Genomic DNA, 24,739 nt, shown 5'->3' with positions numbered 1-24,739 from the left:
GTGGGTCACGTCACCCGGGGCCGCGCCCAGGTGAAGAACAGCACGCCCAGCACCACCAGCACCGCGAGGGCCAGGCCGGCCTCGAGGGGCCCGACCTGGCGCTGCAGCCCCGCACCGGCGAGCGCCGTCGGGAGGAGCAGGACCACCAGGGCAGCCAGCAGGATCCCCCAGCGGCGCGCCGTCACGAGACCCCCGAGGTCGACCAGGCGTAGGTGCCGTTGGCGTAGGACCGGATGACGTTGGTCGGATAGGTGGTCTGGACGCAGCCGTACTTGAGCACGCAGTTCTCGAAGCGCCCCTGCCGGTAGTGGTAGAACGCGCTGCGCGGGTGGCCGTCGTTCGCTCCTGCGTCGTAGAAGTACCGGGTGGACGCCACCTGGCCGCGCCAGTACTGGAACGCGTCGGCCTCGGAGACGAAGAAGCCGTTGCTGCCACCGGCGTGGATGTGCTGGGTCGACCTGGTCCAGCACCAGCGGGTCCACGTGTTGTAGCGGTAGGCCGTCTTGCCCGTGTACGTCGTCGCGCGGTTCGAGATCGTCACCTTGCGACACCCCGAGCCGGTGCTCGACCCGCCCTTGCCCGACCCCTTGACGGCCGACGGGCCGTCGGGGGCCGTCGCTCGGCTCGCCGTGGCGGTGATCGGGGTGGTGACGGTGGAGATCGGGGTGCCGTCGAGCGCCGAGAGCTCGTCGACGACGTAGTCACCCTCGGCGGTGTCGACGACCCAGAGGTCACGCGGCACCGGACCGGGGTCCTCGGAGGCCGACGCGGCGACCGGTGCCGACGCCATCCCCGCCACGCCCAGGATCGTTGCCGTCACCATGGCGATCGCACCCCTGGCCCTCGCGATCGACCCCGACCCCGCCATCGACCCCGTCCTCGTCATCGACCCCGTCATCGAGCTCGCCCTCGTGACCGACCCTGCTCGCCTCATGTCGTCCCCCTCGTCGGCCGCCGCCGTCTCGTGTCGCGTGGGACGAGACTCTCGGGAGCGCCGCGGCGCCGACCACCCTTCCTCAGACTTCGTGCGGGAGGTGTTGACGAGGAGCGCTGCCACCGGGTAGTGCGCCGCGAGCCACCGGCCCGCGCTCGGCGACACCACCGAGCTCCTCGGCGGCCGCCAGGATGAGCCGCGCGATCGGCACGGCCCGACGTCCCTCCTCGGTGAGGCGCACCCCGGCGCCCTCGCGCCGGACGAGGCGGACACCGCACTCGCGCTCCAGGGCCTGCAGGTGAGCACTCACGGCCGGCGCCGAGAACCGCAGGACCCGGGCGGCGTCGGTGATCGAGCCGCTGCGCTCGACCATCACCAGGGCGCGCAGCATCCGTAGATCGAGATGCACCCGGACCAGCTCCCCCCGCAGGCGCGACGTACGTGCCCGACGCTCGACGACGCGTCTGCCGACAGCCTCGCGGCGTGGGAGTGGGCCGATCAACGAACCTCACGATCTCTGTGGTTGCTCTTGATCGACGACGGTCCAGGCGGTATGACACCGCTGCGGCTCGGGCTCGCGCGCCGACCGAGCCGCTCCAGCTCGACGGCCGCGGCGAGCATGAGGCGGGCGATCGGCACCGCCCTGCGCCCCTCCTCCGTGAGTGCCGTGCCGGCCCCCGTGCGCTCGACCAGACGCACCCCGCACTCCCTCTCGAGCGCACGCAGGTGCTCGCTGACCGCGGCGGGCGAGAAGGCCAGGCCGTCCGCCGCGCGGGTGATGGAGCCGCTGGCCTCGACCATCACCAGGGCACGCAACATCCGCAGCTCGATGTGCACGTGACCTCCGACGGGTAGGGGAAATCGACCATACGTGCGGTCTCCGACGGGCCTCGGCGGGCGACACGGACCTCCCCTACCCTGCTTCTCATGACCACCTCGACCCCTCCGTCGGACGCCCCCGCCGACGCCACCGTCCCCGAGCACCTCCTCGTCGCCATCGACCACGTCGGCATCGCCGTGCCCGACCTCGACGACGCCCTCGCCTTCTACTCCTCCGTCTTCGGGCTCCGGTCCGTGCACGAGGAGGTCAACGAGGAGCAGGGTGTCCGCGAGGCGATGCTCGCCGTCGGCGACTCCGGCTCCTGCATCCAGCTGCTGGCCCCGCTCAACGACAGCTCCACGATCGCGAAGTTCCTGGACCGCAACGGCCAGGGGATCCAGCAGCTCGCCTACCGCGTGCTCGACATCGACGCGGTCTCGGCGATCCTGCGCGAGCGCGGCGTCCGGCTGCTCTACGACCAGCCGAAGCGCGGCACGTCCGACAGCCGGGTGAACTTCGTGCACCCCAAGGACGCCGGCGGCGTGCTCGTCGAGCTGGTCGAGCCGTCCTCGACGTCGCACTGAGCCCGAGGCCCGCGTCTCGGGCGTGACCCGCCCCACACTCCCGAGCCGGGACGCAGAACGCTACGGATCGGTAACATCGCCGAAACCCCGACCCAGCGCCGGACCGAGCGCCGGAACACCCCACCTTGGAGGCCCCGTGCAGCACATCCTCGATGCGATCCTCGCCGGAGACACGGCGAGCGAGGACTTCGCCCACCTGGACATCCCCGACCACTACCGCGCCGCCACCGTCCACAAGGACGAGGTCGACATGTTCGAGGGCGTCGCCAGCCGCGACAAGGACCCGCGCAAGTCGATCCACGTCGAGGACGTCGCGCTCCCCGAGCTGGGTCCGGGCGAGGCCCTCGTGGCCGTCATGGCGAGCGCCATCAACTACAACACCGTCTGGACGTCGATCTTCGAGCCCGTCTCCACGTTCGGCTTCCTCGAGCGCTACGGCCGACTCTCCCCGCTCACCAAGCGCCACGACCTGCCGTACCACGTGGTCGGCTCCGACCTCGCCGGAGTCGTGCTGCGCACGGGCCCGGGCGTCACCCAGTGGAAGCCGGGTGCGGAGGTCGTCGCACACTGCCTCTCCGTGGAGCTCGAGGACCCCGCCGGCCACGACGACACGATGATGGATCCCCAGCAGCGCATCTGGGGCTTCGAGACCAACTTCGGCGGACTGGCCCACATCGCCCTGGTCAAGTCCAACCAGCTGCTGCCCAAGCCCGACCACCTCACGTGGGAGGAGGCCGCCTCGCCCGGACTGGTCAACGCGACCGCGTACCGCCAGCTGGTCTCCAAGAACGGCGGCAACATGAAGCAGGGCGACAACGTGCTGATCTGGGGCGCCTCCGGCGGCCTCGGCGGCTTCGCCACGCAGTACGCCCTGAACGGTGGCGCCAACCCGATCTGCGTGGTCTCCAACGAGGAGAAGGCCAAGATCGTCCGGAGCATGGGCGCCGAGCACGTCATCAACCGGTCCGAGGAGAACTGGAAGTTCTGGAACGAGGAGGGCACCCAGCAGAACCCGAAGGAGTGGCAGCGCCTCGGCAAGAAGATCCGCGAGCTCACCGGTGGCGAGGACATCGACATCGTCTTCGAGCACCCGGGTCGTGAGACCTTCGGCGCCTCGGTCTACGTCACCCGCAAGGGCGGCACCATCACCACCTGCGCGTCGACCACCGGCTTCATGCACGAGTACGACAACCGCTACCTGTGGATGAACCTGAAGCGGATCGTCTCGAGCCACTTCGCCAACTACCGCGAGGCGTACGAGGCCAACCGGCTCATCGCCCAGGGCAAGATCCACCCCACGGTCTCGCGCACGTACACGCTCGAGGACGTGGGCCAGGCCTCGCTCGACGTCCACCACAACCTCCACCAGGGCAAGGTCGGCGTGCTCACCCTCGCCCCCGAGGAGGGGCTGGGCGTCCGCGACGAGGAGTTCCGCGCCAAGCACCTCGACGCCATCAACCGGTTCCGCGGCATCTGACGCAGGACCGACCAGCACCACCGCTCGACCGAGGGGCCCGGACGATCCGTCCGGGCCCCTCGGCACGTCCGCGTCCTTGGCGTGCCGGTTCCTTCGGGGTTGGGCGCCGCCCGGGGCGTGGGGACGCCGGACGAGCGTCCGGCACGCGGTCGCGGCAGCGCGGGGGCGTCGGCCCACCTGGGTATGGTGGGTCCCACCGCGAGCGAAGTCGACGCGACGTCGTCCGATGCAGGCTCGCGCACCAGTCGATCCAGCCAGAGGGAGTACCGCGGCATGTCCGAGGAGCAGTCCGGATTGTCCATCTTCGACGCGGCACGCAAGTCCGCCGAGGTCTCGTTCCCCTTGGCCCGGCGCGGCGGCTACGACAGCGACGCGGTCGACGCCTGGGCCCGCACCCAGTCCGCCGAGCTGCAGAAGGCCGCCGACGCGGTCCAGTCGCTGCAGGAGGAGAACGACGAGCTGCACGACCTCGTCGAGCAGCTGCGCGAGCGGGTCGAGGCCATCGACCGGCCCACGTACTCCGGGCTCGGCGGGCACGCCGCCCAGCTGCTGCAGCTGGCCGAGCAGGAGGCCGACGAGGTGCGCTCGCGTGCTCGCCGCGAGGCCGACGAGGTGCTGAAGGTCGCCGAGGAGGAGGCCGCCCTCGTCCGCACCGCTGCGGCCAAGGAGGCCGAGGACCTGCGCACGCGCGCGGTCAGCGAGCTCGAGGAGAAGCGGCGCGAGCTGCTCACCGAGGCCGAGGCCGGCCGTGCCGACGCGGCTGCACACGCCGACGACGTGCGCGCCCAGGCCGACCGCGAGGCCGCCCAGATCCGGCTCGCGGCCGAGCAGGACGCCCAGAACATGCGTCTCGGCGCCACCCGTGAGGTCGAGCAGGCTCGCGCGGCCGCCGACCGGGAGGTCACCGAGGCCCGTCGCGTGCTGGCGGTCGAGAAGGAGCGCCTGGCTCGCGAGGCCGCCGAGAACCACGCTGCCGCCACCGAGCAGACGTCCAAGCTGGTCACGGACGCCGAGACGCGTGCCGCGGCCGCCGACGAGCGCGCCCGAGGCCTCATGAGCAAGGCCAACGCGGCGCGCGAGTCGGCCAGCACGGACGCGTCGTCGATCGTCGACAACGCGCGCAAGGAGGCGGCCGCCCTGGTGGCGAACGCCAAGGCCGAGGCCGACCACCTGCGCGCCTCCGCGACCACCGACGTGGAGCGCGAGACCCGCTCCCTGCGGACCGAGGTCGAGGACCTGCAGCGTCGACGCGAGGGGATCCTGGCGCAGATGGGTCAGCTCCGCGACATCGTCGCGTCCTTCGCGGGCGACTCGGCGGCGAGCACGGTGTCCGCGTCCGCCCCGCAGGGGCGGGCCGACGAGCCGGCACCGCAGGACGCCTCGGACGAGGACACGGGCGACACGGACGACACCGTCGAGGCTCCTGCGGCCCGCTGATCGACGACCCCTCGCCGGTCCGGGCCACCCGGGTCCGGCGAGGTTCGCGCGGGTCAGGGCTTGCGGCGCCAGCAGGCGGTGTGCCAGTGCCGGCGCTCGTCGACGGCTGCCGCACTGAGCAGCGGCTTCTCGACGGGCCAGACCACCACGTGAGGGGTCCCGGGCGGGATCGGACGGTGGCAGTCGGGGCACGTGTAGCTGCTGGTCGCACCGGCCCCCGTCAGGCGTCGCACGTGCCAGCCGCCGTCGGCCTTCGGCTCGACAGGGGGTGAGCCGGCCGACGGTGGTCCCGGCCGGGGTCGTCGGGGCGGCCGTCGTCTGGACACCCGGGTGACCTTATCGTCCGGCGACGTCCTCGACGCAGTAGGAGCGGAGCCAGCCCTCCCGGTGGGCGGCAACCTCGAGCGCTCGGTCGAACACGACGACCTCGGCCTCCCCCGTCATCCGCTCGACCACGACGACGTCGGTCAGCCGGGGCGCCGAGCTGCACACGAGTCCCTGCTCCGTGAGCCGGGCGACGAGCGCGGTGGCCGCGGAGGACATCTCCCGGTCACAGGGAGCGGCGCCGCAGCGCATCACCTGCCTGACGTCCTCCGTGGCCGCCGGCGGGTCGACCAGCTGCTGGACGACGCCCAGGGCCGGCAGGAACGAGAGCCCGAACGACAACGCCGCGATGCGCACGACCCGACTCGCCTGCTGGGCGGTCTGCATCGTCGACACGGGGGCTCCGGATCCGTCGGCCCCCGAGGCGACGGCCGGATGACCGCCACGCCCACCTCAACGAGCGGGTGGGGTCGGGGTTACCGCTCAGCGGCAGTAGACGACCGTGCGAGGCGTCATGCCGACGCTCGTGGCCACGACGTCGGCGAGCGAGCTGAGGGTGGCGCCGCCGCGACCGTCGTCGACGGCCACCACGTCGCTCAGTCGTGGCGTGCTGGTGCAGTGCATCCCGAGCGCCTGCTGCGACTCGACCAGCTCGGCGAGTGCCGGCGCCATGGCGGGACAGCCCGCGACGGCGCAGACGTCCTCGTCCGTGGTCCCGTACCCGCGGTCGAACGCGTGCAGCGACACGAGCGTGAGCACGGCGGCCGCCACGCTCACGAGCGTGAGCCGCCGCAGCGCCGCAGCGATGCGCAGAACCCCCCTGGTCCGCATGTGCTCTGCCTTCCTGTCCCGGGCGCCCGGGTTACCCCGGGCGCCCTCCTCTCGTCGGATCGGTTCAGTAGGTGTGGAAGCCCTCGCCGGTCTTGCGGCCGAGCTTGCCCTCGGCGACCAGGCGCTCCAGGGTCGGCGCGGGCGTCCAGCCCTCGTGACCGAAGGTGGACACCAGCGTCTGCTGGATCGCCAGCGAGACGTCGTTGCCGACCACGTCGAGCAGCTCGAACGGACCCATGGGGAGCTTGGTCCCCTTGAGCGCGGTGTCGATCTCCTCGAGCGAGGCCTCACCGGACTCGTGCAGCGTCACGGCGTCGTTGAGGTAGGGGAACAGCAGCGCGTTCACGATGAACCCGGCGCGATCACCGCAGGAGACCGGGTGCTTGCCGACGTCGAGGCACAGGGCCTTGACGGTCTCGGCGACCTCGGGCGAGGTCGAGTCCGCGGAGACGACCTCGACGAGCTTCATGACCGGGGCGGGGTTGAAGAAGTGCATGCCCACGACGTCCTGCGGACGCGAGGTGGCCTCGGCGCACGACGCGATGGAGAGCGACGACGTGGTGGTCGCGAGGATCGCCCCGGGCTTGGTGATGCGGTCGAGGTCGCGAAAGAGCTCGAGCTTCACGTCGAGGTCCTCGGCGATGGCCTCCACCACGATGTCGACGTCGTCGAGCGCGTGCCGGTCCGTCGCGGCGGTCAGCCGACCGATGACGTCGGACTTCTCGTCCTCGGTGAGCCGTCCCTTGGCGATCGCCCGGTCGAGGTTCTTCTCGATCCGGGCCTGGACGGCGGCGACCTTGTCGTCGGAGCGACCGACGAAGACCACGTCGTGCCCGGCCTTGGCGAAGACCTCGACGATGCCGGAGGCCATGGTGCCCGTGCCGACGACACCGACCTTGGCGACCGGGTGGTGCTTCTGGGGGGCCGCGTCGGCGCCCGCGTCGGCGGCGGCCTCGAACGTCTCGGAGGACTCGGCGAGCTTCACCAGCACGGGAGCCGGCTCGTGGAGCGGGTCACCGGTGCCGGCGTGCTGGGCGCGCAGGCCCTCGACCACGGTGGCGGCACCGAGGGCGTCGACCAGGGCCAGCGGGCCGATCGGGTAGCCGCAGCCGAAGCGCATCGAGGCGTCGATGTCGTCCTTGGTGGCGTAGCCGCTCTCGTACATGGTGGCGGCGTGGTTGAGGTACGGGTACACCAGCGTCCGGGCGATCTCGGCGCCGCGGTCGTCGGCCGTGAGACGGTCCACGATCTCCTGCATGCCTACTCCTAGGTAACTTCGGGGTCGTGACACACTAGCGTCCGATCCGCACCAACGGGAGGGCTGTCACATGAATCGTCGTATGAGCCTGGCCACGGGCGTCGCCGCCCTCGCGCTGAGCACCCTCGCCGCCTGCGGGTCCGACGACGGACCGGGGACCCCCGACGGCTCCTCGCCGTCCCCGTCGACCTCCGCCTCCGCGTCCGAGTCCCCCACGGCGGCCGAGCCCACCGGCGATCCGGCCGACGCGGCCGACCTCGCCGGCACGTGGCGCGACGACGAGGCCGACTGGACGGTGACCTTCAAGGCCGACGGCACGTTCTCCGAGGACTTCCAGGGCGTGCCGGAGTTCCGGACGGGTGACTACGAGGTCGCCGACGGCGTCGTGACGCTGCAGGGTGGCGACGGCAACGACGACGAGGGCACCATCAAGGACGGCACGCTGGTGTTCAAGCTCGGGACGTTGGTGCGTCAGTAGTGCGTCTGGTCGTCGCACGCTGCCAGGTCGACTACGCCGGGCGGCTCACCGCACATCTGCCCATGGCCACCCGGGTCATCATGGTCAAGGCCGACGGCTCGGTGCTCGTGCACTCCGACGGTGGCTCCTACAAGCCGTTGAACTGGATGAGCCCGCCCTGCAGCCTCAAGGAGGGCACCGCCGACGACGGTCGCCTCGAGTGGGTCGTGCAGGCCGGCAAGACCGACGACACGCTGCGCATCCTCATCGACGAGGTCGTGTCCGACTCCAGCCACGACCTGGGCGTCGACCCCGGCCTGCGCAAGGACGGCGTCGAGAAGCACCTGCAGGAGCTCCTGGCCGAGCACACGAGCACCTTCGGCGTCGGCATGTCGCTCGTGCGCCGTGAGTTCATGACCGCGATCGGACCGGTCGACCTGCTGTGCCGCGACGACGCCGGCGCCGCCGTGGCCGTCGAGATCAAGCGGCGCGGCGACATCGACGGCGTCGAGCAGCTCACCCGCTACCTCGAGCTGATGAACCGCGACCCGAAGCTGCGCCCCGTGCGCGGCATCTTCGCCGCCCAGGAGATCAAGCCCCAGGCCCGCGTGCTCGCCGAGGACCGAGGCATCGAGTGCGTCGTCGTCGACTACGACGCCCTCCGCGGCATCGACGACCCCTCCCTGCGCCTGTTCTGAACGCTCCCACCGTGTGGGGCTCGGCCAGCGACGCCAGCATGGGCCGAGCGAGCGCCAGCGAGTGACGGCAGGCGCCCGGGCAGAGCCCGGCAGCCGTGAGGAACGAACGGCTGGAGCGGCGAGGAACGAGCCGCGCGCCTCATTGAAGGGGGACGTCGAAGAAGGTGGTGCCGAGGGTCTCCCAGCGGTCGACCTCGCAGCCGTTCTCGCGGGTGAAGGTGGCATCGACGTCGGCGCCGTCGACCGTGCCCTTCACCGTGGCGGTCTGGGGGCCGCCGTAGATCATCGTGCAGACCTGGTCGGCCGGCACGGGCTCGAGGACGTCCGCCCCGGCCGACGCGAGCGCGGCGCACGCCTCCTGGGCCTGGGGGTGGTCGCCACCCACCGGGTCGCACTCGAGGGTCATGACGTTCGGCTCGGCGTCGGCGTCGGTGCGCACCTCGATGGTGATCGACGTGGCCGCGACCGAGCCGTCGCCGGCCTCGGCGTCCGTCCCGGGCTCGTCGTCGGAGCCCTGGCCGCAACCGACCAGGAGTGCCACGACGAGGACGAGGAGCGGCAGGGCCCTACGCACCGGCGATCCTGGGCGCCGTCGGGTCGGAGGACTCCCCCGTGTCCTCGCGGGCGACCCAGTCCTCGATGCGGTCGACGTCGTCCTTCGCCCGCGTGACCACGGCCAGCAGGTCCCCCATCTTGGCGACCTCCTCGACCTGCTCGCGGATGAACCACTGCATGAACTGCTCCGACGCGAAGTCGCCGTCGGCCCTCGCGATCCGGGTCAGCTCGTTGACCTGCTCGGTGACCTTCTTCTCCTGCTCGAGCGCAGCGCGGACCGGCTCCACGACGTCGCCGAACTCTCCGACCGGCGCAGGCAGGGCAGGGATGTGCGGCGTCTCGCCGGCGTCCAGCAGGTACTGCACCATCATCATGGCGTGGTCGCGCTCCTCGGCCGCCTGGTCGTAGAAGAGCGCCGCCATCCGCGGCATCGTCTGGGCGTCGTAGAACGCCGCGATCGCCACGTACTGCTGGTGCGCCCCGAACTCGTGCCCCAGCTGCTCGTTGAGCTTCTCCACGAACGCCTGTGACGTCATCGTCGTCCTCCATCGTCGCCGGGTGACCTCATGGGCCCGATGCTACGGTCTGCTCGTGTCCAAGGAGCCGAAGCGCAAGTGCTGCGTCAGCAAGAACCGCTGCAAGCGCTGCCCGATCCGGATGCTCAAGGAAGGCACCCTCCCCGACGGCTACGGCGTGAAGAAGAGGCGGCTCGTCCGTATCGGCGCCGACGGCACCGTCGTCCCGGTGGAGAAGAAGGACAAGAAGTCCAAGAAGGGCAAGAAGGGCAAGAAGTCCGGGTCGAAGAGCACGAAGTCCCAGGGCAAGAAGTCCGGCTCCAAGAACGCGAAGACGCCGGGCAAGAAGGCCAAGAAGCACGCCCTCGCCGCCTGAGTCCGTCCCGGGGCGAGATTCGTCTGGTGGGTCCCGACGTCGTGCCCTAGCGTCGGCGTCATGGACCTGAAGACACGCGCCCAGACGCTGCTCGACCTGCACACCGCCCCGGAGCTGCTCACCGTCGTGAACGTGTGGGACGCCATCACCGCCCGCATCGTCACCGAGGTCGAGGGCACCAAGGCCCTCGCCACGGCGAGCCACTCCATCGCCGCGTCGCACGGCTACGAGGACGGCGAGAACATCCCGGTCGACGAGATGATCGCCGCCGTCGGGCTCATCGTCGCGAACACGCACCTGCCGGTGACGGCCGACCTCGAGGCCGGCTACGGCGACCCCGGCGAGACCGCCCGCAAGGCGATCGGCGTGGGCGCGGTCGGTGCCAACCTCGAGGACCAGGTGAAGCCGCTGGCCGAGGCCGTGGCCGCGGTCGAGTCCGTCGTGAAGGCCGGTGAGGCCGAGGGCATCCCGTTCGTGCTGAACGCCCGCACCGACGTCGTCGCGAAGGCCGGCGACCGTCCGCACGACGAGGTCATCGCCGACGCGATCGAGCGCGGCAGGGCCTTCATCGAGGTCGGCGCGCCGATCGTCTTCGTACCGGGCCCCCTCTCGGAGGACGACGTCAGCGCGTTCGTCGACGCCTGGGGCCCGCAGCGGCTCACCACCATCGGCTACCCGGGGTCCATCCCCCTCGCGCGCCAGCAGGAGCTCGGCGTCGCTCGCGTGTCGTACGGCCCGTTCACGCAGTCCGTCGCGCTCATGGCCCTGCAGGACCTGACCCGTGACATCCAGTCCGGCGGCGCGCTGCCCGAGGGCTTCCGCGTCCTCAACTGACCCACGGACGACGAAGGGCCCGGGACCGTGTGGTCCCGGGCCCTTCGCGCGCGGTCAGGCCTCGAGGCCCTTGGCCTTGCGGATCTCGTCGACGATGCGACCCATGATGTCGGTCATGCCGAAGTCCTTCGGGGTGAACACCGCGGCGACGCCGTCCGCCTCGAGACGACGACCGTCGGAGTCGGGGATGATGCCACCGACGATGAGGGGCACGTCGTCCATGCCGGCCTCGCGCATGCGCTGCTGCACGTCGGGCACGAGCTCCATGTGCGACCCCGACAGGATCGACAGACCCACCACGTGCACGTCCTCGGCCACGGCGGCGGAGACGATCTGCTCGGGAGTCAGCCGGATGCCCTGGTACACGACCTCGAAGCCGACGTCGCGGGCGCGGACGGCGATCTGCTCGGCCCCGTTGGAGTGGCCGTCCAGGCCCGGCTTGCCGACCAGGAAGCGCAGCCGGGTGCCGAGCTCGTCACCCGTGCGCTTGACCTTCTCGCGCACGGCGGTCAGCTCGGCGCCGGCCTCCGCCACGCCGACGGCGCCGGACACGCCGGTGGGTGCCCGGTACTCGCCGAACACCTCGCGCAGCGCACCCGACCACTCCCCCACGGTCGCACCGGCCCGCACGGCCGCGAGCGTCGCCTCCATCAGGTTCGTCTCGGTCTTGGCCTCGGACTGCAGCCTCTCGAGAGCCGCGTCGACGGCACCCTGGTCGCGCTGCTCGCGCCATGCCTGCACGTCGGCGACGGCGTTGGCCTCGGCCTGCGGGTCGGCCACCATGATGGCGCCGTCGAGGTCCGCGGTCAGGGGCGACGGCTCGGTCTCGACGTAGCTGTTGACGCCCACGACCTTCATCTCGCCGGACTCGATCTTCGAGCGGCGGGCGGCGTGCGAGGCGACCAGCTCGGACTTCATGTAGCCGGACTCGACGGCCGCCACGGCACCGCCCATGGCCTGCACGCGGTCGATCTCGGCCTGCGCACCCTCCACGAGCTCGGCCACCTTGGCCTCGATGACGTGCGAGCCCTCGAAGATGTCGTCGTACTCGAGGAGGTCGGACTCGAAGGCGAGGACCTGCTGGAGGCGCAGCGACCACTGCTGGTCCCACGGGCGGGGCAGGCCGAGCGCCTCGTTCCAGGCGGGCAGCTGCACCGCCCGGGCCCGGGCGTTCTTGCTGAGCGTGACGCCGAGCATCTCGAGCACGATGCGCTGCACGTTGTTCTCGGGCTGGGCCTCGGTGAGTCCCAGGGAGTTGACCTGCACGCCGTAGCGGAAGCGACGCATCTTGGGGTCGGTGACGCCGTAGCGGTCGCGGGTGATCTGCTCCCAGAGCTGCCCGAAGGCACGCATCTTGCAGGTCTCCTCGATGAAGCGGACACCGGCGTTGACGAAGAACGAGATGCGCCCGACGGTCTTCTCGAAGTCGGCGTCGTCGACCTGGCCGGAGTCCTTCACGGCGTCGAGCACCGCGATGGCGGTGCTCAGCGCGTAGGCGATCTCCTGCGTGGGCGTGGCGCCGGCCTCCTGCAGGTGGTAGCTGCAGATGTTGAGCGGGTTCCACTTGGGGATCGTGTTGACCGTGTAGGCGATCATGTCGGTCGTCAGCCGCAGCGACGGGGCAGGACCGAAGACGTAGGTCCCGCGCGACAGGTACTCCTTGATGATGTCGTTCTGGGTCGTCCCGGCGAGCGCCGACGGATCGACGCCCTGCTCCTCGGCGGCCACCTGGTACATGGCGAGCAGCCACATGGCGGTGGCGTTGATCGTCATGGAGGTGTTCATCTCGCCGAGCGGGATGTCCTGGAACAGCCGTCGCATCGATCCCAGGTGCGGGATCGGGACGCCGACCTTGCCCACCTCGCCGCGCGACAGCACGTGGTCGGGGTCGTAGCCGGTCTGGGTGGGCAGGTCGAAGGCCACCGAGAGCCCGGTCTGGCCCTTCGCCAGGTTCTTGCGGTACAGCGCGTTGGACTCGGCCGCCGAGCTGTGTCCGGCGTACGTGCGCATCACCCAGGGACGGTCGGGCGCAGACTTGTCAGGCATGCCGGTCAGGTTACCGCGCCGTAACGTGACGCGGCAGACTCTGTGAGCCACGCGACCCGCCTCAGGTGGCCCGGCCGTCCCGAGCGACACGCCCTAGGGTGAGGTCATGGTCAACCTGACACGGATCTACACCCGGACCGGCGACGACGGCACGACCAACCTGGTCGACTTCAGCCGCACCTCGAAGAACGACCTGCGGCTCGTGGCCTACGCCGACGTCGACGAGGCCAACAGCCAGCTGGGGCTCGCCCTGGCGTTCGACGAGCTGGACGACGAGGTGACCGCGGTCATCCGGCACGTGCAGAACGACCTGTTCGACGTCGGTGCCGACCTCGGCGCTCCGGTCGTGGAGAACCCCGAGCACCCGCCGTTGCGTGTCGAGCCCGACTACGTCGACCGGCTCGAGGGCTGGTGCGACCAGTACAACGACCGGCTCGAGAAGCTGCGCTCGTTCATCCTGCCCGGCGGCACCCGCTCGGCATCGGCCCTGCACGTCGCGCGCACAGTGACCCGGCGCGCCGAGCGATCCGCGTGGGCCGCGATCGAGGTGCACGGCGACACGATGAACCCGTTGACGGCCCGCTACCTGAACCGGCTGAGCGACCTGCTGTTCATCCTCGGTCGCTACGCGAACCGCGAGGCCGGCGACATCCTCTGGGTGCCCGGCGGCGAGCGCTAGCGAGCCTGCCCGACCGCACAGCGGCGAGCGCTAGCGAGCCCGCCCGACCGCACAGCGGCGAGCGCTAGCGAGCCCGCCCGACCGCACAGCGGCGAGCGCTAGCGAGCCCGCCCGACGGCACAGCGGCGAGCCCCAGCGAGCCCGTCGGAGACGCAGATCGCCGCCGTCCACGCGGGACGACGGCGATCCGGTCACGTGCTGGTGGGGGTCACTCCCAGTCGATGGCTCGCTGGGTGGTGACGGTGCCGCCGGACTTGACCTTGGTCACCTTCGTGACGGAGGACGTGGAGTCGACGTCAGCCTGGGCCGGCGACGACAGCGGCAGGAACGCGAGGGCCGACGCGAAGGTGGCGACGACGATGCGCTTGGTCATTCGGTTCATGGGGCTACCTGTTCCATCGGGGGACCCGGTCGACCGGGCATGGTCCATCGGGACCATGGTCCCGTAGTCCTCGGGAGATCGTCAATCGAAACGCCGAAAACCGATCCACCTCGTTCTCGCACATGGTGGTCGCTGGCCCTGCGTGCGGGGAGGAGCTAGAGGACGGTGCTGACGCGCTGCCCGGGGGGCGAGGCCTCGAGCCAGGCCAGCAGCCCCGTCAGGGCCGCCGGGGTCAGGGCGAGCTGCTGCACCGGTGTCGGGTTGCGTGTGGTCACGACCACGTGCCCGTCGTGGACCGCGTGCACCTCACCGCCCACGGGGTCACGACGACCGTCGACGGCCATGGCGTCCCGCGAGAACCGGTACGCCGGACGCAGCCTCAACGAGAAGGTCCGGTACCACTCCAGCGTGCTTCCGCGGTACACCGCGAGGCCCAGGGTCCACCCCTGGGCCGACGCGCCGTCCCGCTTGTTGATGCTGAGGTCGAAGGCGCCCAGCGTGCGCGCCAGGTACCGACGGCGCAGCACGAGGACGGCCAGCAGGACGACGGTGAGGGCGATCGCGGCGAGGACGAGGTCCACGGCCCACAGCCACAGCGGCACCCCGCCCTCCCTCCTCCGGCAGACGGCCGAGAACCCTAGGCCAGCTCGATGCCGCGGAGCTTGGCCTCGGCGCGCTGGACGGCCGCGTCGTCGTCGTCGGACCGCGCCTGCTCCAGCTCGGCCTGCACCTGGTCGCGGTCGAGCTCGGACACCAGGTGGGTGTCCTCGCTCAGGATCGAGACGCGGTCGTCGGCGACGGACAGGAACCCGTCCTCGACGACCGCGACGACCGTCTCGCCGTCGGCCTTGATCTTGACCACGCCGGGCACGAGCACCGACAGCAGCGGCGCGTGCCCGACGAGGACACCGAGGTCACCCTCGACGGTGCGGGCGACGACCTCGTGGGCCTCCCCCGACCACACCACGCGGTCGGCGGCGACCAGCTCGACCTGGAGCGTCGTGTCCGCCATCAGGAGTTCTTCTGGATCTCGGCCCACTTCGCATCGACGTCGTCGAGACCGCCGCACATGAAGAAGGCCTGCTCGGCCACGTGGTCGTACTCGCCGTCGCAGATCTTGGTGAAGGCGTCGATCGTCTCGTCGAGCGGGACGGTGGAGCCCTCGATGCCGGTGAACTGCTTCGCCACGTAGGTGTTCTGGCTGAGGAAGCGCTGGATGCGACGGGCGCGCGAGACGATCGTCTTGTCCTCCTCGCTCAGCTCGTCGACACCGAGGATGGCGATGATGTCCTGGAGCTCCTTGTTGCGCTGCAGGATGCCCTTGACCCGGTTGGCCGTCGTGTAGTGGTCGTCGGCGATGTAGCGCGGGTCCAGGATGCGCGAGGTGGACGTCAGCGGGTCGACCGCGGGGTAGATGCCCATGGAGGCGATCTCACGGTTGAGCTCGGTGGTGGCGTCCAGGTGCGCGAACGTGGTGGCCGGGGCCGGGTCGGTGTAGTCGTCTGCCGGCACGTAGATCGCCTGCAGCGACGTGATCGAGTGACCACGCGTGGAGGTGATGCGCTCCTGCAGCACGCCCATCTCGTCGGCCAGCGTCGGCTGGTAGCCCACGGCGGACGGCATGCGGCCGAGCAGCGTGGAGACCTCGGAGCCGGCCTGCGTGAACCGGAAGATGTTGTCGATGAACAGCAGCACGTCGCGGTTCTGGACGTCGCGGAAGTACTCCGCCATCGTCAGGGCCGACAGCGCCACGCGCAGACGCGCTCCGGGCGGCTCGTCCATCTGGCCGAAGACGAGGGCGACCTTGTCGAGGACGTCGGCCTCCTCCATCTCGGCGATGAGGTCGTTGCCCTCGCGGGTGCGCTCGCCGACTCCGGCGAACACCGACACGCCGTCGTGGTCCTTGGCCACACGGGCGATCATCTCCTGGATGAGCACCGTCTTGCCGACGCCGGCGCCGCCGAACAGGCCGATCTTGCCGCCGAGGACGTAGGGCGTCAGCAGGTCGATGACCTTGATGCCGGTCTGGAACATCTGCGTCTTGGACTCGAGCTGGTCGAACGCGGGGGCCTTGCGGTGGATGCCCCAGCGCTCTGCCGCCTCGAAGGTCTCGCCCTCGGGCATGTTCATGACCGCGCCGGTGGTGTTGAACACCCGGCCGAGCGTCTGGTCGCCGACCGGCACCGAGATCGGCTCGCCGGTGTCGGTGACGACGCTGCCGCGCACGACACCGTCGGTCGGGCGCAGGCTGATGGCGCGCACCAGGCCGTCACCGATGTGCTGGGCGACCTCGAGCGTGAGGGTCTCCTCGCTCCCGGGGATGCTGGTCTCCACGGTGAGCGCGTTGTAGATCTCCGGCATCGAGTCCGACGGGAACTCGATGTCGAGGACCGGGCCGATGACCCGCGCGACGCGACCGGTGGTCGTGGTCTTCTCTTCGGCAGTGGCAGTCATAGCTCTCTCACTCCTGACCAGCGGTGGCGTCGGCGAGCGCGTTGGCGCCGCCCACGATCTCGCTGATCTCCTGGGTAATGCCGGCCTGGCGGGCCTGGTTGGCAATGCGGGTGTACTTCTCGATGAGGTCCTGCGCGTTGTCGGTCGCGGACTTCATGGCCTTCTGGCGGGCGGCGAGCTCGGAGGCGGCCGCCTGCAGCTGGCAGTAGTAGATGCGGCTGTTGACGTACTTCGGCAGCAGCGCGTCGAGGACCTCGTGGGCCGAGGGCTCGAACTCGTACAGCGGCAGCAGGTCCGACTCCTCGGGAGCCTCCGTGCCCTCGACGACCTCGAGCGGGAGCAGACGGATGACGTCCGGCTCCTGCGTGAGCATCGACTTGAACCGCGTGAACACGATGTGAAGCTCGTCGACGGCGCGGGACGGGTCGATGGCCTCCTCGTCCGTCTCGTCCTGGGCGAACAGGCTCGTGAGCGCGTCGCCGATCTCGCGGGCGTTGGCGTACTCCGGCTTGTCGGAGAATCCGGTCCACGACGAGACGAACTCGCGCTGGCGGAAGGAGAAGTACGTCACGGCCTTGCGACCGGAGAGGTAGAAGTCGACCTCCTTGCCCTCGGACCGGAGCTTCTCGGTGAGCCGCTCCGCCTCCTTGAGGACGCTGGAGGAGTACGACCCCGCGAGGCCGCGGTCGCTCGTGATGACGAGCACCGCCGCCCGCGTGGGGTTCTCCTTCTCGGTGGTGAGCGGGTGGTCGACGTTGGAGAACGTCGCCACCGCCGACACCGCCCGGGTCAGCTCACGGGCGTACGGGGCCGCCGCCGCCGCGTGCTGCTGCGCCTTGATGATGCGCGAGGCGGCGATGAGCTCCATGGCGCGCGTGATCTTCTTGGTCGCCTGGGTCGACCTGATCTTCGCTCGTAGCTCTCGTACCGACGCTGCCATGTGGGTCAGCCCCGCTTCTGCTTGACGATCTGCTCCTGCTCGACGTCCTCGTCGTCCAGAGCGTCGAACTCCTCGCGACCGACGGAGATGCGTCCGCCCTCGCTGGTCTCGAACTGCTCGAGGAACGACGTGTACGCCGACTCCAGGGAGGACGCCGTGTCGTCGTCGAACTTCGCCGTCTCGCGGATCGTGGTGAAGATGCCCTCGTGCGAGCGCTTCACGTAGTCGAGGAACTCCTCCTCGAAGCGGCTGATGTCCTCGACGGGGACCGGGTCGAGCTTGCCCTGGGTACCGGCCCAGAGGGAGACGACCTGCTGCTCCATCGGGAACGGGGCGTACTGACCCTGCTTGAACAGCTCCATGAGGCGCTGTCCGCGGGCGAGCTGGGCCTTGGACGCGGCGTCGAGGTCCGAGGCGAACATGGCGAACGCCTCCATGGCGCGGTACTGCGCCAGGTCGACCTTGAGCGAGCCCGTGACCGCCTTCATCGCCTTGGTCATGGCCGCACCACCGACGCGCGAGACGGAGATTCCGACGTCGACGGCGGGGCGCTGGTTGGCGTTGAACAGGTCCGACTGCAGGAAGATCTGGCCGTCGGTGATCGAGATGACGTTGGTCGGGATGTAGGCCGAGACGTCGTTCGCCTTGGTCTCGATGACCGGAAGACCCGTCATCGAGCCGGCGCCCAGCTCGTCGTTGAGCTTGGCGCAACGCTCGAGCAGCCGGCTGTGGAGGTAGAAGACGTCTCCGGGGTAGGCCTCGCGGCCCGGCGGACGACGCAGCAGCAGCGACACCGCACGGTAGGCCTCGGCCTGCTTGGAGAGGTCGTCGAAGATGATCAGGACGTGCTTGCCCTGGTACATCCAGTGCTGGCCGATGGCCGAACCGGTGTACGGGGCGAGGTACTTGAAGCCGGCCGAGTCCGAGGCGGGGGCCGCGACGATCGTCGTGTACTCCAGCGCACCCGCGTCCTCGAGGGCGCCGCGGACGCCGGCGATGGTCGAGCCCTTCTGACCGATGCCGACGTAGATGCAGCGGACCTGCTTGGTCGGGTCGCCGCTCTCCCAGAACTCCTTCTGGTTGATGATCGTGTCGATGGCGATCGCCGTCTTGCCGGTCTGGCGGTCACCGATGATCAGCTGGCGCTGGCCGCGACCGATGGGCGTGAGCGAGTCGATGGCCTTGATGCCGGTCATGAGCGGCTCGGAGACCGACTGACGCTGCACCACGTTGGGGGCCTGGAGCTCGAGGGCACGACGGCCGTCGGTCTCCACGTCGCCCAGACCGTCGATCGGCTGGCCGAGCGGGTCGACCACGCGGCCGAGGTAGCCGTCGCCGACGGGCACGGAGAGCACCTCGCCGGTGCGCTTGACCTTCTGGCCCTCCTCGATGCCGGAGAAGTCACCCAGGATGACGACACCGATCTCGCGGACGTCGAGGTTCAGCGCGAGGCCGAGCGTGCCGTCCTCGAACTCGAGCAGCTCGTTGGCCATGGCCGAGGGCAGGCCCTCGATCCGTGCGATGCCGTCGCCGGCCTCGGCGACGATGCCGACCTCTTCGGTCTTGCTGGCGCTCGGGGAGTAGTCGGACACGAACTGCTGCAGCGCGTCGCGGATCTCCTCGGGACGGATGGAGAGTTCCGTCATGTCTTCTGCCTGCCTTCTGTGGGTCTGGTGGCTGGGTGGTGCCGGATGATCAGGGGACGTCAGCCGGCGAGCTGCCGGCGGGCGGCCTCGAGTCGGCTGGACATGGTTCCGTCGACGACCTCGCCCTCGACGGAGACGGCGATGCCTCCGACGACCGACGGGTCGACCACGATGTTGAGGTGGACGTCGCGTCCGTACTTGCCGGCCAGGGCGGCCGCGAGTCGGGAACGCTCGTCGTCGGACAGCTCGTAGGCCACGCGCACGACCGCGACGAGGCGGTCGCGACGCTGGGCCGCCACCTCTCCGAACGCGGTCAGGACCTTCTCGAACGACCCGGTGCGTGCCACGACCGCCTGCTGCGCGAGCTCGAGGGTCTCGGTCGAGACCTTGCCCTCGAAGATCGAGGCCAGCAGGGACGCCTTGGCCTTGGCCGGGACCGAGCGATCGGCCACGACGCCACGGAGCTCGACGTCGCCGGCGACCGTGCGGCCGAGCTCGAACAGCTCGGTCTCGACCCGCTCGAGGTCACCGGCGGCGTCGGCACGCCCGACCAGGGCGGCCGCACCGGCGGTCTCGAGGGCGTCGGCCAGGTCACGCCCGGCGTTCCAGCGCGAGGCCGCCGCGGCCTTGACCACGTCGAGGGTCGCGCCGTCGACCTGCGAGCCGAGCACGGTGGCCGCGAGGCCAGCCTTGGCCTCGGGCTCGGTCGACGGGTCCGTGAGCACGCGGCGCAGCGCCGGGTTGGCGTCGAGCAGCGCCACCACCCCGAAGAGCTGGCTGCCGAGCGCCGCCGAGGAACCCTGGGCCGACTCGACGGCCGACAGGACCTCGTGCTGGGACCTCGCGGAGATGCCTCGCATCAGTTGGCCGACCCCTCCAGCTCCGTGATGAAGCGCTCGACGGTGCGACGCTGACGCGCCTCGTCCTCGAGCGACTCACCGACGATGCGTCCGGCGAGGTCCGTGGCGAGCGAGCCCACCTCGGCCTTCAGCTGGGCGAGGGCCTGCGACCGCTCGGCCTCGACCTGCGCGTGCGCCGTGGCCGTGATGCGGGCGGCCTCGTCCTGGGCCTGGGCCCGGAGCTCGGCGATGATCTGCGCGCCCTGCTCCTTGGCCTCCTCGCGGATGCGCGAGGCCTCGTGCCGGGCGTCGGCCAGCTGGGCGTTGTACTTCTCGAGCGCGGCCTGCGCCTCCTTCTGGGCAGACTTGGCCTCCTCGATCCCGCCCTCGATGGCGGCGGTCCGCTCGGCGAACGCCTGCTCGAAGTTGGGCACGACGAACTTGCGGACCAGCAGGAAGAGGATGCCCAGGACGACGAGGCCCAGGACGATCTCGGGCAGCTCGGGGACGAGCGGGTTGTGCTCCTCGCCCTCTGCTGCGGCGACCAGGATCGCGCTCATGGTGAATCTCCCTTAGCGAGGATCAGTTGTAGCCGAAGACGAAGGCCAGGGCCAGCGCGATGATGAAGAACTGCTCAGCGAGGACGAAGCCGAAGATCGCGATGCCCTGGAGCTTGCCCTGCGCCTCGGGCTGACGGGCGACGCCCGTGACGTAGGCGGCGAAGATCAGGCCGACGGCGATGGCCGGGCCGACAGCGGCCAGTCCGAGGCCGACGGTGGCGATGGAACCAGTCATGACGGTTCTTTCCTTTCGTGGTGACGCAGGAGGCGTCGGGTGCGGGTCGAGAGGTGGTCAGGTGGTACCGAGCGAGCTCAGTGCTCGTCGGCGATCGCGCTGCCGATGTACATCGCGGTCAGCAGCGTGAAGACGTAGGCCTGCAGGAACATGATCAGCATGTCGAGGAAGCTGACCCCGATGCCGAGCAGGAAGGACACGATCCCGGCGGGGATGCCGATGGCGGCGTTCGCGTAGTCGGTCACCAGGTACGCGGCGCCGAGCGAGAACAGCAGGATCAGCAGGTGCCCCGCGAACATGGTCGCGAAGAGTCGCAGCGCGAGCGTGAACGGTCGCACGATGATGTTGGAGAGGAACTCCAGCGGCACCAGGGCCAGCAGGATGGGGCCCTTGGCCCCGGCCGGCACGGTCTGGTGCTTGAGGTAGCCGAAGAAGCCGTGCCTGCCGATGCCCGCGACGTTGTAGATCAGCCAGGTCACGAGGGCCAGGGCCACCGGGAAGCCGAACTTCGACATCGACGGGAACTGGATGACCGGGATCACGCCGTAGAAGTTGTTCACCAGCACGAACAGGAAGACCGTGAACAGGTACGGCACGTACTTCATGAAGTCCTGGCTGCCGATGTTGTCGCGGGCGATGCCGTTGCGGATGAAGCCGTAGACGTACTCGCCGGCGAACTGCAGTCGGCCGGGGACCACCGCGGCCTTGCGGCTCGTCGCGTACGCGAAGCCGAAGACGATGACGATCGAGAAGACGAGGAAGAGCTCGGGCTTGTTGACCTCCCAGCCGCCGATCGTGAACGTCGGCGGGAGCAGGAAGCTCCCGGGGCCGGGCTGCGGCGGGCCGTCAGCGGCAGCCGCCAGGGCGGTCGAGGCGAGGGTCACTCGGTCACCTTTGTCTCATGGCGCGGTCGATTCCGACTGGGAAGTCGGCGATCCGGCATACGGCCAGCGTCATCGTTCACGTCGTGACCGACCGGGAACCGGCTGGGCTTCGACGCACTCGAGAGGCTACCAGGAGGTCACGGCGGGGTGTCGTCCAGGTCATACGTGAGGACTCGACGGCGGCGGAACGCCCGGACCTGCAGGGCCGTCCACACCAGGCTGCACACCACGGCGGACAGGCCGAAGGCACGGCGGTCGACGTGCTCGGCCACCCCACCGACGTCGAAGAGCAGCAGCAGCACCGCCATGGCGGCGAACGCCTTGACGAGGAAGAACAGCACCGCCGCGGGCAGGGCGAGCACCGGGCTCGAGCGCGCGACCGGGTTCATCACCAGCGGCGTGGAGCCGAGGAAGGCCACCACCACGATCCCGGCGAGGAGGGCGCCGAGCACCCCCGGCCACCCGTGGGTGGCGCCGGCGACCGTCGCGCACAGCAGCACGGCGACCACCATCGGGACCGCGACGGGGACCACCCGCCGGACGGTGGGCCGTGGGTCCGGAGCCGAGCCGCTCACGTGCGGTTCCACACGCGACCCTCGAACCGAGGCAGCACGAAGGCCGAGGCGGCCGTGAGCAGGGCGAGCACGACGAATCCGACGATCGACTGCCACCCGCTGAACAGGCTCACCACGACGCTGCCGAACGCCACGAGCCCGGCCGCCGCGTACATGAGCAGCACGGCACGGCGGTGCGAGTGGCCGATCTCGAGCAGCCGGTGGTGGATGTGCATCTTGTCCGGGCTGAACGGGGAGCGCCCGGCCCGGGTGCGGCGCACCACGGCGAGCGCCAGGTCGAGGAAGGGGACGAGCAGGATCGCGAACGGCAGGAACAGCGGCAGCAGGGCGGGCAGGAAGCTCGCCGCTCCCCCGCCCACGCCCTCGGAGAGGCTCGTGGCCGGGAACTGGCCCGTGAGGCTGATCGAGGAGCAGGCGAGCATGAAGCCGATGAGCATCGAGCCGGAGTCGCCGATGAACATCCGGGCCGGGAAGAAGTTGTGCGGCAGGATCCCGATGCACGCCCCGGCCAGCGCCGCGGTCAGGAGGGCGGCGGCGATGGCGCGCGTCTCGCCGTTGACCACGGCGAGCGAGAACGCGTACGAGAAGAACGCGACGGCGCCGATCGCGACCATGCCGGCAGCGAGGCCGTCGAGGCCGTCGACGAAGTTCACCGCGTTGGCCGTGGTGACGATCAGCAGCACCGTGAAGATGATCGACTGCGCGTTGTCCAGACCCAGGTAGTTGTTGTAGAGCGGCAGGTACAGGAACTGCACCCCCATGGCCACCACCACGACCCCGGCGAGCACCTGGCCGGCGAACTTGCTGAGGGCGTCGAGCTCGAACAGGTCGTCGATCACGCCCACGACGCAGATCACCGCTCCCCCGACGATGACCGCCTGGGCGTCGCCGAAGACCGCGTCGTCGTTGCGCGACAGGAACGGCAGGTGGGTCGCCACGAGGTAGGCCGACACGAGCCCGCCGAGCATCGCGGGGCCGCCGAAGTACGGGGTGGGGATGGCGTGGACGTCGCGGTCGCGCACGCGGGCCACGGCCCCGAAGCGCACCGCGAGCATCCGCGCGATCGAGGCGAGGAGGTAGGTCACCCCGAGGGCGACCCCGAAGACGACGAGGTACTCACGCACCGAACGGCTCCACGGTGTTGTTGTAGCGGTGGAGGACGTCGAGGGTGACCGGTCCCTCGCGCAGGATGCGTGGCGAGCTGCCGGTCACGTCGAGGATCGTGGAGGCGGTGCCGCCGGGGCTGGTCCCGGCGTCGAGGTAGACGGCCACCGCGTCGCCCAGCATGCGCTCGGCGTCGTCGACGGTGACGGCGGCGGGCTCGCCGGTGAGGTTCGCGCTGCTCACCGCGAGCGGGCCCGTCTGCTTGAGCAGCGTGAGCGCGACGGGGTGGTCCGGCATCCGCACGGCCACGGTGTGGTGCGTCTCGCCCAGGTCCCACGTGAGGGACGGCTGCTGACGGCAGATGATCGTGAGCGGCCCGGGCCAGAGCTCGGTGGTCATGGACCGGAGCCATCCGGGGACGTCGGTGGCGAGCGCCTCGAGGGTCGTGGGGGCGCCCACGAGCACGGGCGGAGGCATCTGCCTCGTCCGGCCCTTGGCGTCGAGCAGGCGCTGCACGGCCTCGGGCGAGAACGCGTCGGCGGCGAGCCCGTACACCGTGTCGGTGGGCACCACGACCAGCTCACCGGACTCGAGCACGCCCTGGGCGGCGTCGATCCCGGTCTGGCGTGTCTCCTCGTCGGCGCAGTCGTACCTCACCGGGACACCCTAACGGCCGCGCCAGCGCCGACGCAGCGCCCACGCGGTCTGCCCACGCCGTCCGACACGCCGTCTGCCCAGGGCCTCACAGCACACCGTGGATGACGAAGGCGATGGCGAGGAACTGGATGGTCCGACCCAGGAAGACCATGGCGAGGAAGACCCAGAGCCGCTGGCGGGACAGCGGGGCGAGCAGCGTCACGACCGCGAGCGGCGGCACGGCGGCGAGCGCCGACAGGAACACCGTGGCTGCACCGGCCACGGGGCGGTCGAGCCAGGTGAGCAGGAGGTCGCCGGTACGGCGCAGCCACGCGGTCACCCGGTTCCGCGGCGGTCGGCGCTCGGCCTGCTTGCGGTAGCGGGCGGACCCGGTGCGCACCAGCTGGAACACGATCGCCTTGCCGACCACCGTGCCGACGCCGAGCGTGAGGATGACCAGGGCGAGGTCGAACCGGCTGTCGACGAGGGCGCCGAGGCTCAGCACGTAGATCTCGGCGTTGAGGAACATCGGCAGGATCGCCGAGCCCACGCCGAAGGCGAAGGCGGCCGCGTGGACCAGGACGACTGCCATGGTCCGGGAGCCTATCGGCAGGCGGACGCCCTGCGAGCACACCCGTCGCCGAGGACCTCCCGGCGCG

The 24,739-nt window shown here is 70.5% G+C and carries 33 protein-coding genes; 8 read left to right on the top strand and 25 right to left on the bottom strand.

Features of this window, described 5'->3' with window-relative positions; translation table 11 throughout:
* Nucleotides 1–5: 5 nt before the first annotated feature.
* From ASF35_RS10835 to ASF35_RS10820, 4 genes are all read right to left on the bottom strand, one after another.
* Nucleotides 6–185 carry a hypothetical protein gene (locus ASF35_RS10835; RefSeq protein ID WP_055967052.1) on the bottom strand — a complete coding sequence of 60 codons (180 nt, stop codon included), beginning with the start codon at nt 183–185 and terminating at the stop codon, nt 6–8.
* Nucleotides 182–823, bottom strand: coding sequence for a hypothetical protein (locus ASF35_RS10830; RefSeq protein WP_156368018.1), 642 nt, complete (start codon nt 821–823; stop codon nt 182–184). Before ASF35_RS10830 ends, ASF35_RS10835 begins: the two co-directional genes overlap by 4 nt.
* A gap of 193 nt (nt 824–1,016) precedes the next feature.
* Nucleotides 1,017–1,325, bottom strand: a complete 309-nt coding sequence (locus tag ASF35_RS10825) for a LysR family transcriptional regulator (protein ID WP_055967048.1) — start codon at nt 1,323–1,325, stop codon at nt 1,017–1,019.
* Between the two features lie 107 nt (nt 1,326–1,432).
* Nucleotides 1,433–1,771: a LysR family transcriptional regulator gene (locus ASF35_RS10820; RefSeq protein ID WP_055967045.1), complete on the bottom strand. Its 339-nt coding sequence runs from the start codon at nt 1,769–1,771 to the stop codon at nt 1,433–1,435.
* A 90-nt stretch (nt 1,772–1,861) separates the two neighbouring features.
* On the opposite strand from ASF35_RS10820, the gene mce reads away from it, so the two are divergent.
* The 3 genes from mce to ASF35_RS10805 all read left to right on the top strand — a co-directional run bounded on the left by mce (nt 1,862) and on the right by ASF35_RS10805 (nt 5,252).
* Nucleotides 1,862–2,338, top strand: a complete 477-nt coding sequence (gene mce / locus ASF35_RS10815) for a methylmalonyl-CoA epimerase (RefSeq protein ID WP_055967042.1) — start codon at nt 1,862–1,864, stop codon at nt 2,336–2,338.
* Nucleotides 2,339–2,474: 136 nt separating this feature from the next.
* Nucleotides 2,475–3,815 carry a crotonyl-CoA carboxylase/reductase gene (ccrA, locus tag ASF35_RS10810; RefSeq protein WP_055967040.1) on the top strand — a complete coding sequence of 447 codons (1,341 nt, stop codon included), beginning with the start codon at nt 2,475–2,477 and terminating at the stop codon, nt 3,813–3,815.
* Between the two features lie 273 nt (nt 3,816–4,088).
* Nucleotides 4,089–5,252 (top strand): DivIVA domain-containing protein, encoded by a 1,164-nt coding sequence (locus ASF35_RS10805; RefSeq protein WP_055967037.1) that lies wholly within the window; start codon nt 4,089–4,091, stop codon nt 5,250–5,252.
* A gap of 53 nt (nt 5,253–5,305) precedes the next feature.
* On the opposite strand, the gene ASF35_RS10800 is transcribed toward ASF35_RS10805, so the two are convergent.
* From ASF35_RS10800 to ASF35_RS10785, 4 genes are all read right to left on the bottom strand, one after another.
* Nucleotides 5,306–5,578: a hypothetical protein gene (locus ASF35_RS10800; RefSeq protein ID WP_082480770.1), complete on the bottom strand. Its 273-nt coding sequence runs from the start codon at nt 5,576–5,578 to the stop codon at nt 5,306–5,308.
* 10 nt (nt 5,579–5,588) lie between these two features.
* On the bottom strand, nt 5,589–5,972 hold the full coding sequence (locus ASF35_RS10795) for a hypothetical protein (RefSeq protein WP_055967032.1): 384 nt from the start codon (nt 5,970–5,972) through the stop codon (nt 5,589–5,591).
* 87 nt (nt 5,973–6,059) lie between these two features.
* Entirely contained in the window at nt 6,060–6,407 is a 348-nt protein-coding gene (locus tag ASF35_RS10790) for a hypothetical protein (RefSeq protein ID WP_055967029.1), read from the bottom strand.
* A 64-nt stretch (nt 6,408–6,471) separates the two neighbouring features.
* Nucleotides 6,472–7,665, bottom strand: coding sequence for a 3-hydroxyacyl-CoA dehydrogenase NAD-binding domain-containing protein (locus ASF35_RS10785; protein WP_055967025.1), 1,194 nt, complete (start codon nt 7,663–7,665; stop codon nt 6,472–6,474).
* A gap of 82 nt (nt 7,666–7,747) precedes the next feature.
* On the opposite strand from ASF35_RS10785, the gene ASF35_RS10780 reads away from it, so the two are divergent.
* Complete coding sequence (locus ASF35_RS10780; RefSeq protein ID WP_055967022.1) at nt 7,748–8,143, top strand: lipocalin family protein; 396 nt, start codon at nt 7,748–7,750, stop codon at nt 8,141–8,143.
* Nucleotides 8,143–8,820 carry an endonuclease NucS gene (gene nucS / locus ASF35_RS10775; RefSeq protein ID WP_055967019.1) on the top strand — a complete coding sequence of 226 codons (678 nt, stop codon included), beginning with the start codon at nt 8,143–8,145 and terminating at the stop codon, nt 8,818–8,820. Before ASF35_RS10780 ends, nucS begins: the two co-directional genes overlap by 1 nt.
* A 139-nt stretch (nt 8,821–8,959) precedes the next feature.
* Here the strand turns inward: nucS and ASF35_RS18350 are convergent, their stop codons facing one another.
* Together ASF35_RS18350 and ASF35_RS10765 are read right to left on the bottom strand one after the other, a co-directional pair.
* On the bottom strand, nt 8,960–9,394 hold the full coding sequence (locus ASF35_RS18350) for an SSI family serine proteinase inhibitor (protein ID WP_200931160.1): 435 nt from the start codon (nt 9,392–9,394) through the stop codon (nt 8,960–8,962).
* Nucleotides 9,387–9,911 carry a ferritin gene (locus tag ASF35_RS10765; RefSeq protein WP_055967017.1) on the bottom strand — a complete coding sequence of 175 codons (525 nt, stop codon included), beginning with the start codon at nt 9,909–9,911 and terminating at the stop codon, nt 9,387–9,389. Before ASF35_RS10765 ends, ASF35_RS18350 begins: the two co-directional genes overlap by 8 nt.
* 55 nt (nt 9,912–9,966) lie before the next feature.
* Between ASF35_RS10765 and ASF35_RS10760 the strand changes: the two genes are divergently transcribed.
* Both ASF35_RS10760 and ASF35_RS10755 read left to right on the top strand, forming a co-directional pair.
* Complete coding sequence (locus tag ASF35_RS10760) at nt 9,967–10,266, top strand: hypothetical protein (RefSeq protein WP_156366929.1); 300 nt, start codon at nt 9,967–9,969, stop codon at nt 10,264–10,266.
* 60 nt (nt 10,267–10,326) lie between these two features.
* Nucleotides 10,327–11,100, top strand: a complete 774-nt coding sequence (locus ASF35_RS10755) for an isocitrate lyase/phosphoenolpyruvate mutase family protein (RefSeq protein ID WP_055967012.1) — start codon at nt 10,327–10,329, stop codon at nt 11,098–11,100.
* A gap of 54 nt (nt 11,101–11,154) precedes the next feature.
* Here ASF35_RS10755 and ASF35_RS10750 read toward each other — a convergent pair whose 3' ends face one another.
* On the bottom strand, nt 11,155–13,146 hold the full coding sequence (locus ASF35_RS10750) for a protein meaA (RefSeq protein WP_055967008.1): 1,992 nt from the start codon (nt 13,144–13,146) through the stop codon (nt 11,155–11,157).
* Nucleotides 13,147–13,252: 106 nt separating this feature from the next.
* On the opposite strand from ASF35_RS10750, the gene ASF35_RS10745 reads away from it, so the two are divergent.
* Nucleotides 13,253–13,825: a cob(I)yrinic acid a,c-diamide adenosyltransferase gene (locus ASF35_RS10745; protein WP_055967005.1), complete on the top strand. Its 573-nt coding sequence runs from the start codon at nt 13,253–13,255 to the stop codon at nt 13,823–13,825.
* 208 nt (nt 13,826–14,033) lie between these two features.
* Here the strand turns inward: ASF35_RS10745 and ASF35_RS18055 are convergent, their stop codons facing one another.
* The 14 genes from ASF35_RS18055 to ASF35_RS10680 all read right to left on the bottom strand — a co-directional run bounded on the left by ASF35_RS18055 (nt 14,034) and on the right by ASF35_RS10680 (nt 24,672).
* Nucleotides 14,034–14,207 carry a hypothetical protein gene (locus ASF35_RS18055; RefSeq protein ID WP_156368016.1) on the bottom strand — a complete coding sequence of 58 codons (174 nt, stop codon included), beginning with the start codon at nt 14,205–14,207 and terminating at the stop codon, nt 14,034–14,036.
* A 155-nt stretch (nt 14,208–14,362) separates the two neighbouring features.
* Nucleotides 14,363–14,809: a DUF2550 domain-containing protein gene (locus ASF35_RS10740; protein ID WP_055967002.1), complete on the bottom strand. Its 447-nt coding sequence runs from the start codon at nt 14,807–14,809 to the stop codon at nt 14,363–14,365.
* A 35-nt stretch (nt 14,810–14,844) separates the two neighbouring features.
* On the bottom strand, nt 14,845–15,219 hold the full coding sequence (locus ASF35_RS10735) for a F0F1 ATP synthase subunit epsilon (RefSeq protein ID WP_055966999.1): 375 nt from the start codon (nt 15,217–15,219) through the stop codon (nt 14,845–14,847).
* Nucleotides 15,219–16,661 carry a F0F1 ATP synthase subunit beta gene (gene atpD, locus ASF35_RS10730; protein ID WP_055966996.1) on the bottom strand — a complete coding sequence of 481 codons (1,443 nt, stop codon included), beginning with the start codon at nt 16,659–16,661 and terminating at the stop codon, nt 15,219–15,221. Before atpD ends, ASF35_RS10735 begins: the two co-directional genes overlap by 1 nt.
* A 7-nt stretch (nt 16,662–16,668) precedes the next feature.
* Nucleotides 16,669–17,601, bottom strand: coding sequence for a F0F1 ATP synthase subunit gamma (locus ASF35_RS10725; protein WP_055966994.1), 933 nt, complete (start codon nt 17,599–17,601; stop codon nt 16,669–16,671).
* A 5-nt stretch (nt 17,602–17,606) separates the two neighbouring features.
* A complete protein-coding gene (atpA, locus tag ASF35_RS10720; RefSeq protein WP_055966991.1) occupies nt 17,607–19,247 on the bottom strand; it encodes a F0F1 ATP synthase subunit alpha in 1,641 nt (546 codons plus the stop codon).
* 59 nt (nt 19,248–19,306) lie between these two features.
* Nucleotides 19,307–20,107: a F0F1 ATP synthase subunit delta gene (locus tag ASF35_RS10715; RefSeq protein WP_055966988.1), complete on the bottom strand. Its 801-nt coding sequence runs from the start codon at nt 20,105–20,107 to the stop codon at nt 19,307–19,309.
* Complete coding sequence (locus tag ASF35_RS10710) at nt 20,107–20,646, bottom strand: F0F1 ATP synthase subunit B (protein ID WP_055966985.1); 540 nt, start codon at nt 20,644–20,646, stop codon at nt 20,107–20,109. Before ASF35_RS10710 ends, ASF35_RS10715 begins: the two co-directional genes overlap by 1 nt.
* A gap of 22 nt (nt 20,647–20,668) precedes the next feature.
* Entirely contained in the window at nt 20,669–20,881 is a 213-nt protein-coding gene (locus tag ASF35_RS10705; protein WP_055966982.1) for an ATP synthase F0 subunit C, read from the bottom strand.
* A 77-nt stretch (nt 20,882–20,958) separates the two neighbouring features.
* Nucleotides 20,959–21,765 (bottom strand): F0F1 ATP synthase subunit A, encoded by an 807-nt coding sequence (gene atpB / locus ASF35_RS10700; RefSeq protein ID WP_082480769.1) that lies wholly within the window; start codon nt 21,763–21,765, stop codon nt 20,959–20,961.
* A gap of 137 nt (nt 21,766–21,902) precedes the next feature.
* On the bottom strand, nt 21,903–22,298 hold the full coding sequence (locus ASF35_RS10695; protein ID WP_156366928.1) for a hypothetical protein: 396 nt from the start codon (nt 22,296–22,298) through the stop codon (nt 21,903–21,905).
* A 38-nt stretch (nt 22,299–22,336) separates the two neighbouring features.
* Nucleotides 22,337–23,464, bottom strand: coding sequence for a glycosyltransferase family 4 protein (locus ASF35_RS10690; protein WP_055966977.1), 1,128 nt, complete (start codon nt 23,462–23,464; stop codon nt 22,337–22,339).
* A complete protein-coding gene (locus ASF35_RS10685; RefSeq protein ID WP_055966975.1) occupies nt 23,457–24,101 on the bottom strand; it encodes an L-threonylcarbamoyladenylate synthase in 645 nt (214 codons plus the stop codon). The genes ASF35_RS10690 and ASF35_RS10685 overlap by 8 nt, the downstream gene beginning before the upstream one ends.
* Before the next feature lie 85 nt (nt 24,102–24,186).
* Nucleotides 24,187–24,672, bottom strand: coding sequence for a VTT domain-containing protein (locus ASF35_RS10680; RefSeq protein WP_055966973.1), 486 nt, complete (start codon nt 24,670–24,672; stop codon nt 24,187–24,189).
* Nucleotides 24,673–24,739: the final 67 nt, after the last annotated feature.

It is taken from the genome of Aeromicrobium sp. Leaf291 (genome assembly GCF_001423365.1).
GTDB lineage: Bacteria > Actinomycetota > Actinomycetes > Propionibacteriales > Nocardioidaceae > Aeromicrobium.
This window is presented reverse-complemented; position numbering and strand designations above follow the sequence as displayed.

Coding starts and splice junctions, on each gene's coding strand:
- ASF35_RS10830 (WP_156368018.1), bottom strand. CDS start 823: ATGGTGACGGCAACGATCCTGGGCGTGGCGGGGATGGCGTCGGCACCG.
- ASF35_RS10825 (WP_055967048.1), bottom strand. CDS start 1,325: ATGCTGCGCGCCCTGGTGATGGTCGAGCGCAGCGGCTCGATCACCGAC.
- mce (WP_055967042.1), top strand. CDS start 1,862: ATGACCACCTCGACCCCTCCGTCGGACGCCCCCGCCGACGCCACCGTC.
- ASF35_RS10805 (WP_055967037.1), top strand. CDS start 4,089: ATGTCCGAGGAGCAGTCCGGATTGTCCATCTTCGACGCGGCACGCAAG.
- ASF35_RS10790 (WP_055967029.1), bottom strand. CDS start 6,407: ATGCGGACCAGGGGGGTTCTGCGCATCGCTGCGGCGCTGCGGCGGCTC.
- ASF35_RS10785 (WP_055967025.1), bottom strand. CDS start 7,665: ATGCAGGAGATCGTGGACCGTCTCACGGCCGACGACCGCGGCGCCGAG.
- ASF35_RS10780 (WP_055967022.1), top strand. CDS start 7,748: ATGAGCCTGGCCACGGGCGTCGCCGCCCTCGCGCTGAGCACCCTCGCC.
- ASF35_RS10765 (WP_055967017.1), bottom strand. CDS start 9,911: ATGACGTCACAGGCGTTCGTGGAGAAGCTCAACGAGCAGCTGGGGCAC.
- ASF35_RS10755 (WP_055967012.1), top strand. CDS start 10,327: ATGGACCTGAAGACACGCGCCCAGACGCTGCTCGACCTGCACACCGCC.
- ASF35_RS10750 (WP_055967008.1), bottom strand. CDS start 13,146: ATGCCTGACAAGTCTGCGCCCGACCGTCCCTGGGTGATGCGCACGTAC.
- ASF35_RS10745 (WP_055967005.1), top strand. CDS start 13,253: ATGGTCAACCTGACACGGATCTACACCCGGACCGGCGACGACGGCACG.
- ASF35_RS18055 (WP_156368016.1), bottom strand. CDS start 14,207: ATGAACCGAATGACCAAGCGCATCGTCGTCGCCACCTTCGCGTCGGCC.
- ASF35_RS10735 (WP_055966999.1), bottom strand. CDS start 15,219: ATGGCGGACACGACGCTCCAGGTCGAGCTGGTCGCCGCCGACCGCGTG.
- atpD (WP_055966996.1), bottom strand. CDS start 16,661: ATGACTGCCACTGCCGAAGAGAAGACCACGACCACCGGTCGCGTCGCG.
- ASF35_RS10725 (WP_055966994.1), bottom strand. CDS start 17,601: ATGGCAGCGTCGGTACGAGAGCTACGAGCGAAGATCAGGTCGACCCAG.
- atpA (WP_055966991.1), bottom strand. CDS start 19,247: ATGACGGAACTCTCCATCCGTCCCGAGGAGATCCGCGACGCGCTGCAG.
- ASF35_RS10715 (WP_055966988.1), bottom strand. CDS start 20,107: ATGCGAGGCATCTCCGCGAGGTCCCAGCACGAGGTCCTGTCGGCCGTC.
- ASF35_RS10710 (WP_055966985.1), bottom strand. CDS start 20,646: ATGAGCGCGATCCTGGTCGCCGCAGCAGAGGGCGAGGAGCACAACCCG.
- ASF35_RS10705 (WP_055966982.1), bottom strand. CDS start 20,881: ATGACTGGTTCCATCGCCACCGTCGGCCTCGGACTGGCCGCTGTCGGC.
- ASF35_RS10680 (WP_055966973.1), bottom strand. CDS start 24,672: ATGGCAGTCGTCCTGGTCCACGCGGCCGCCTTCGCCTTCGGCGTGGGC.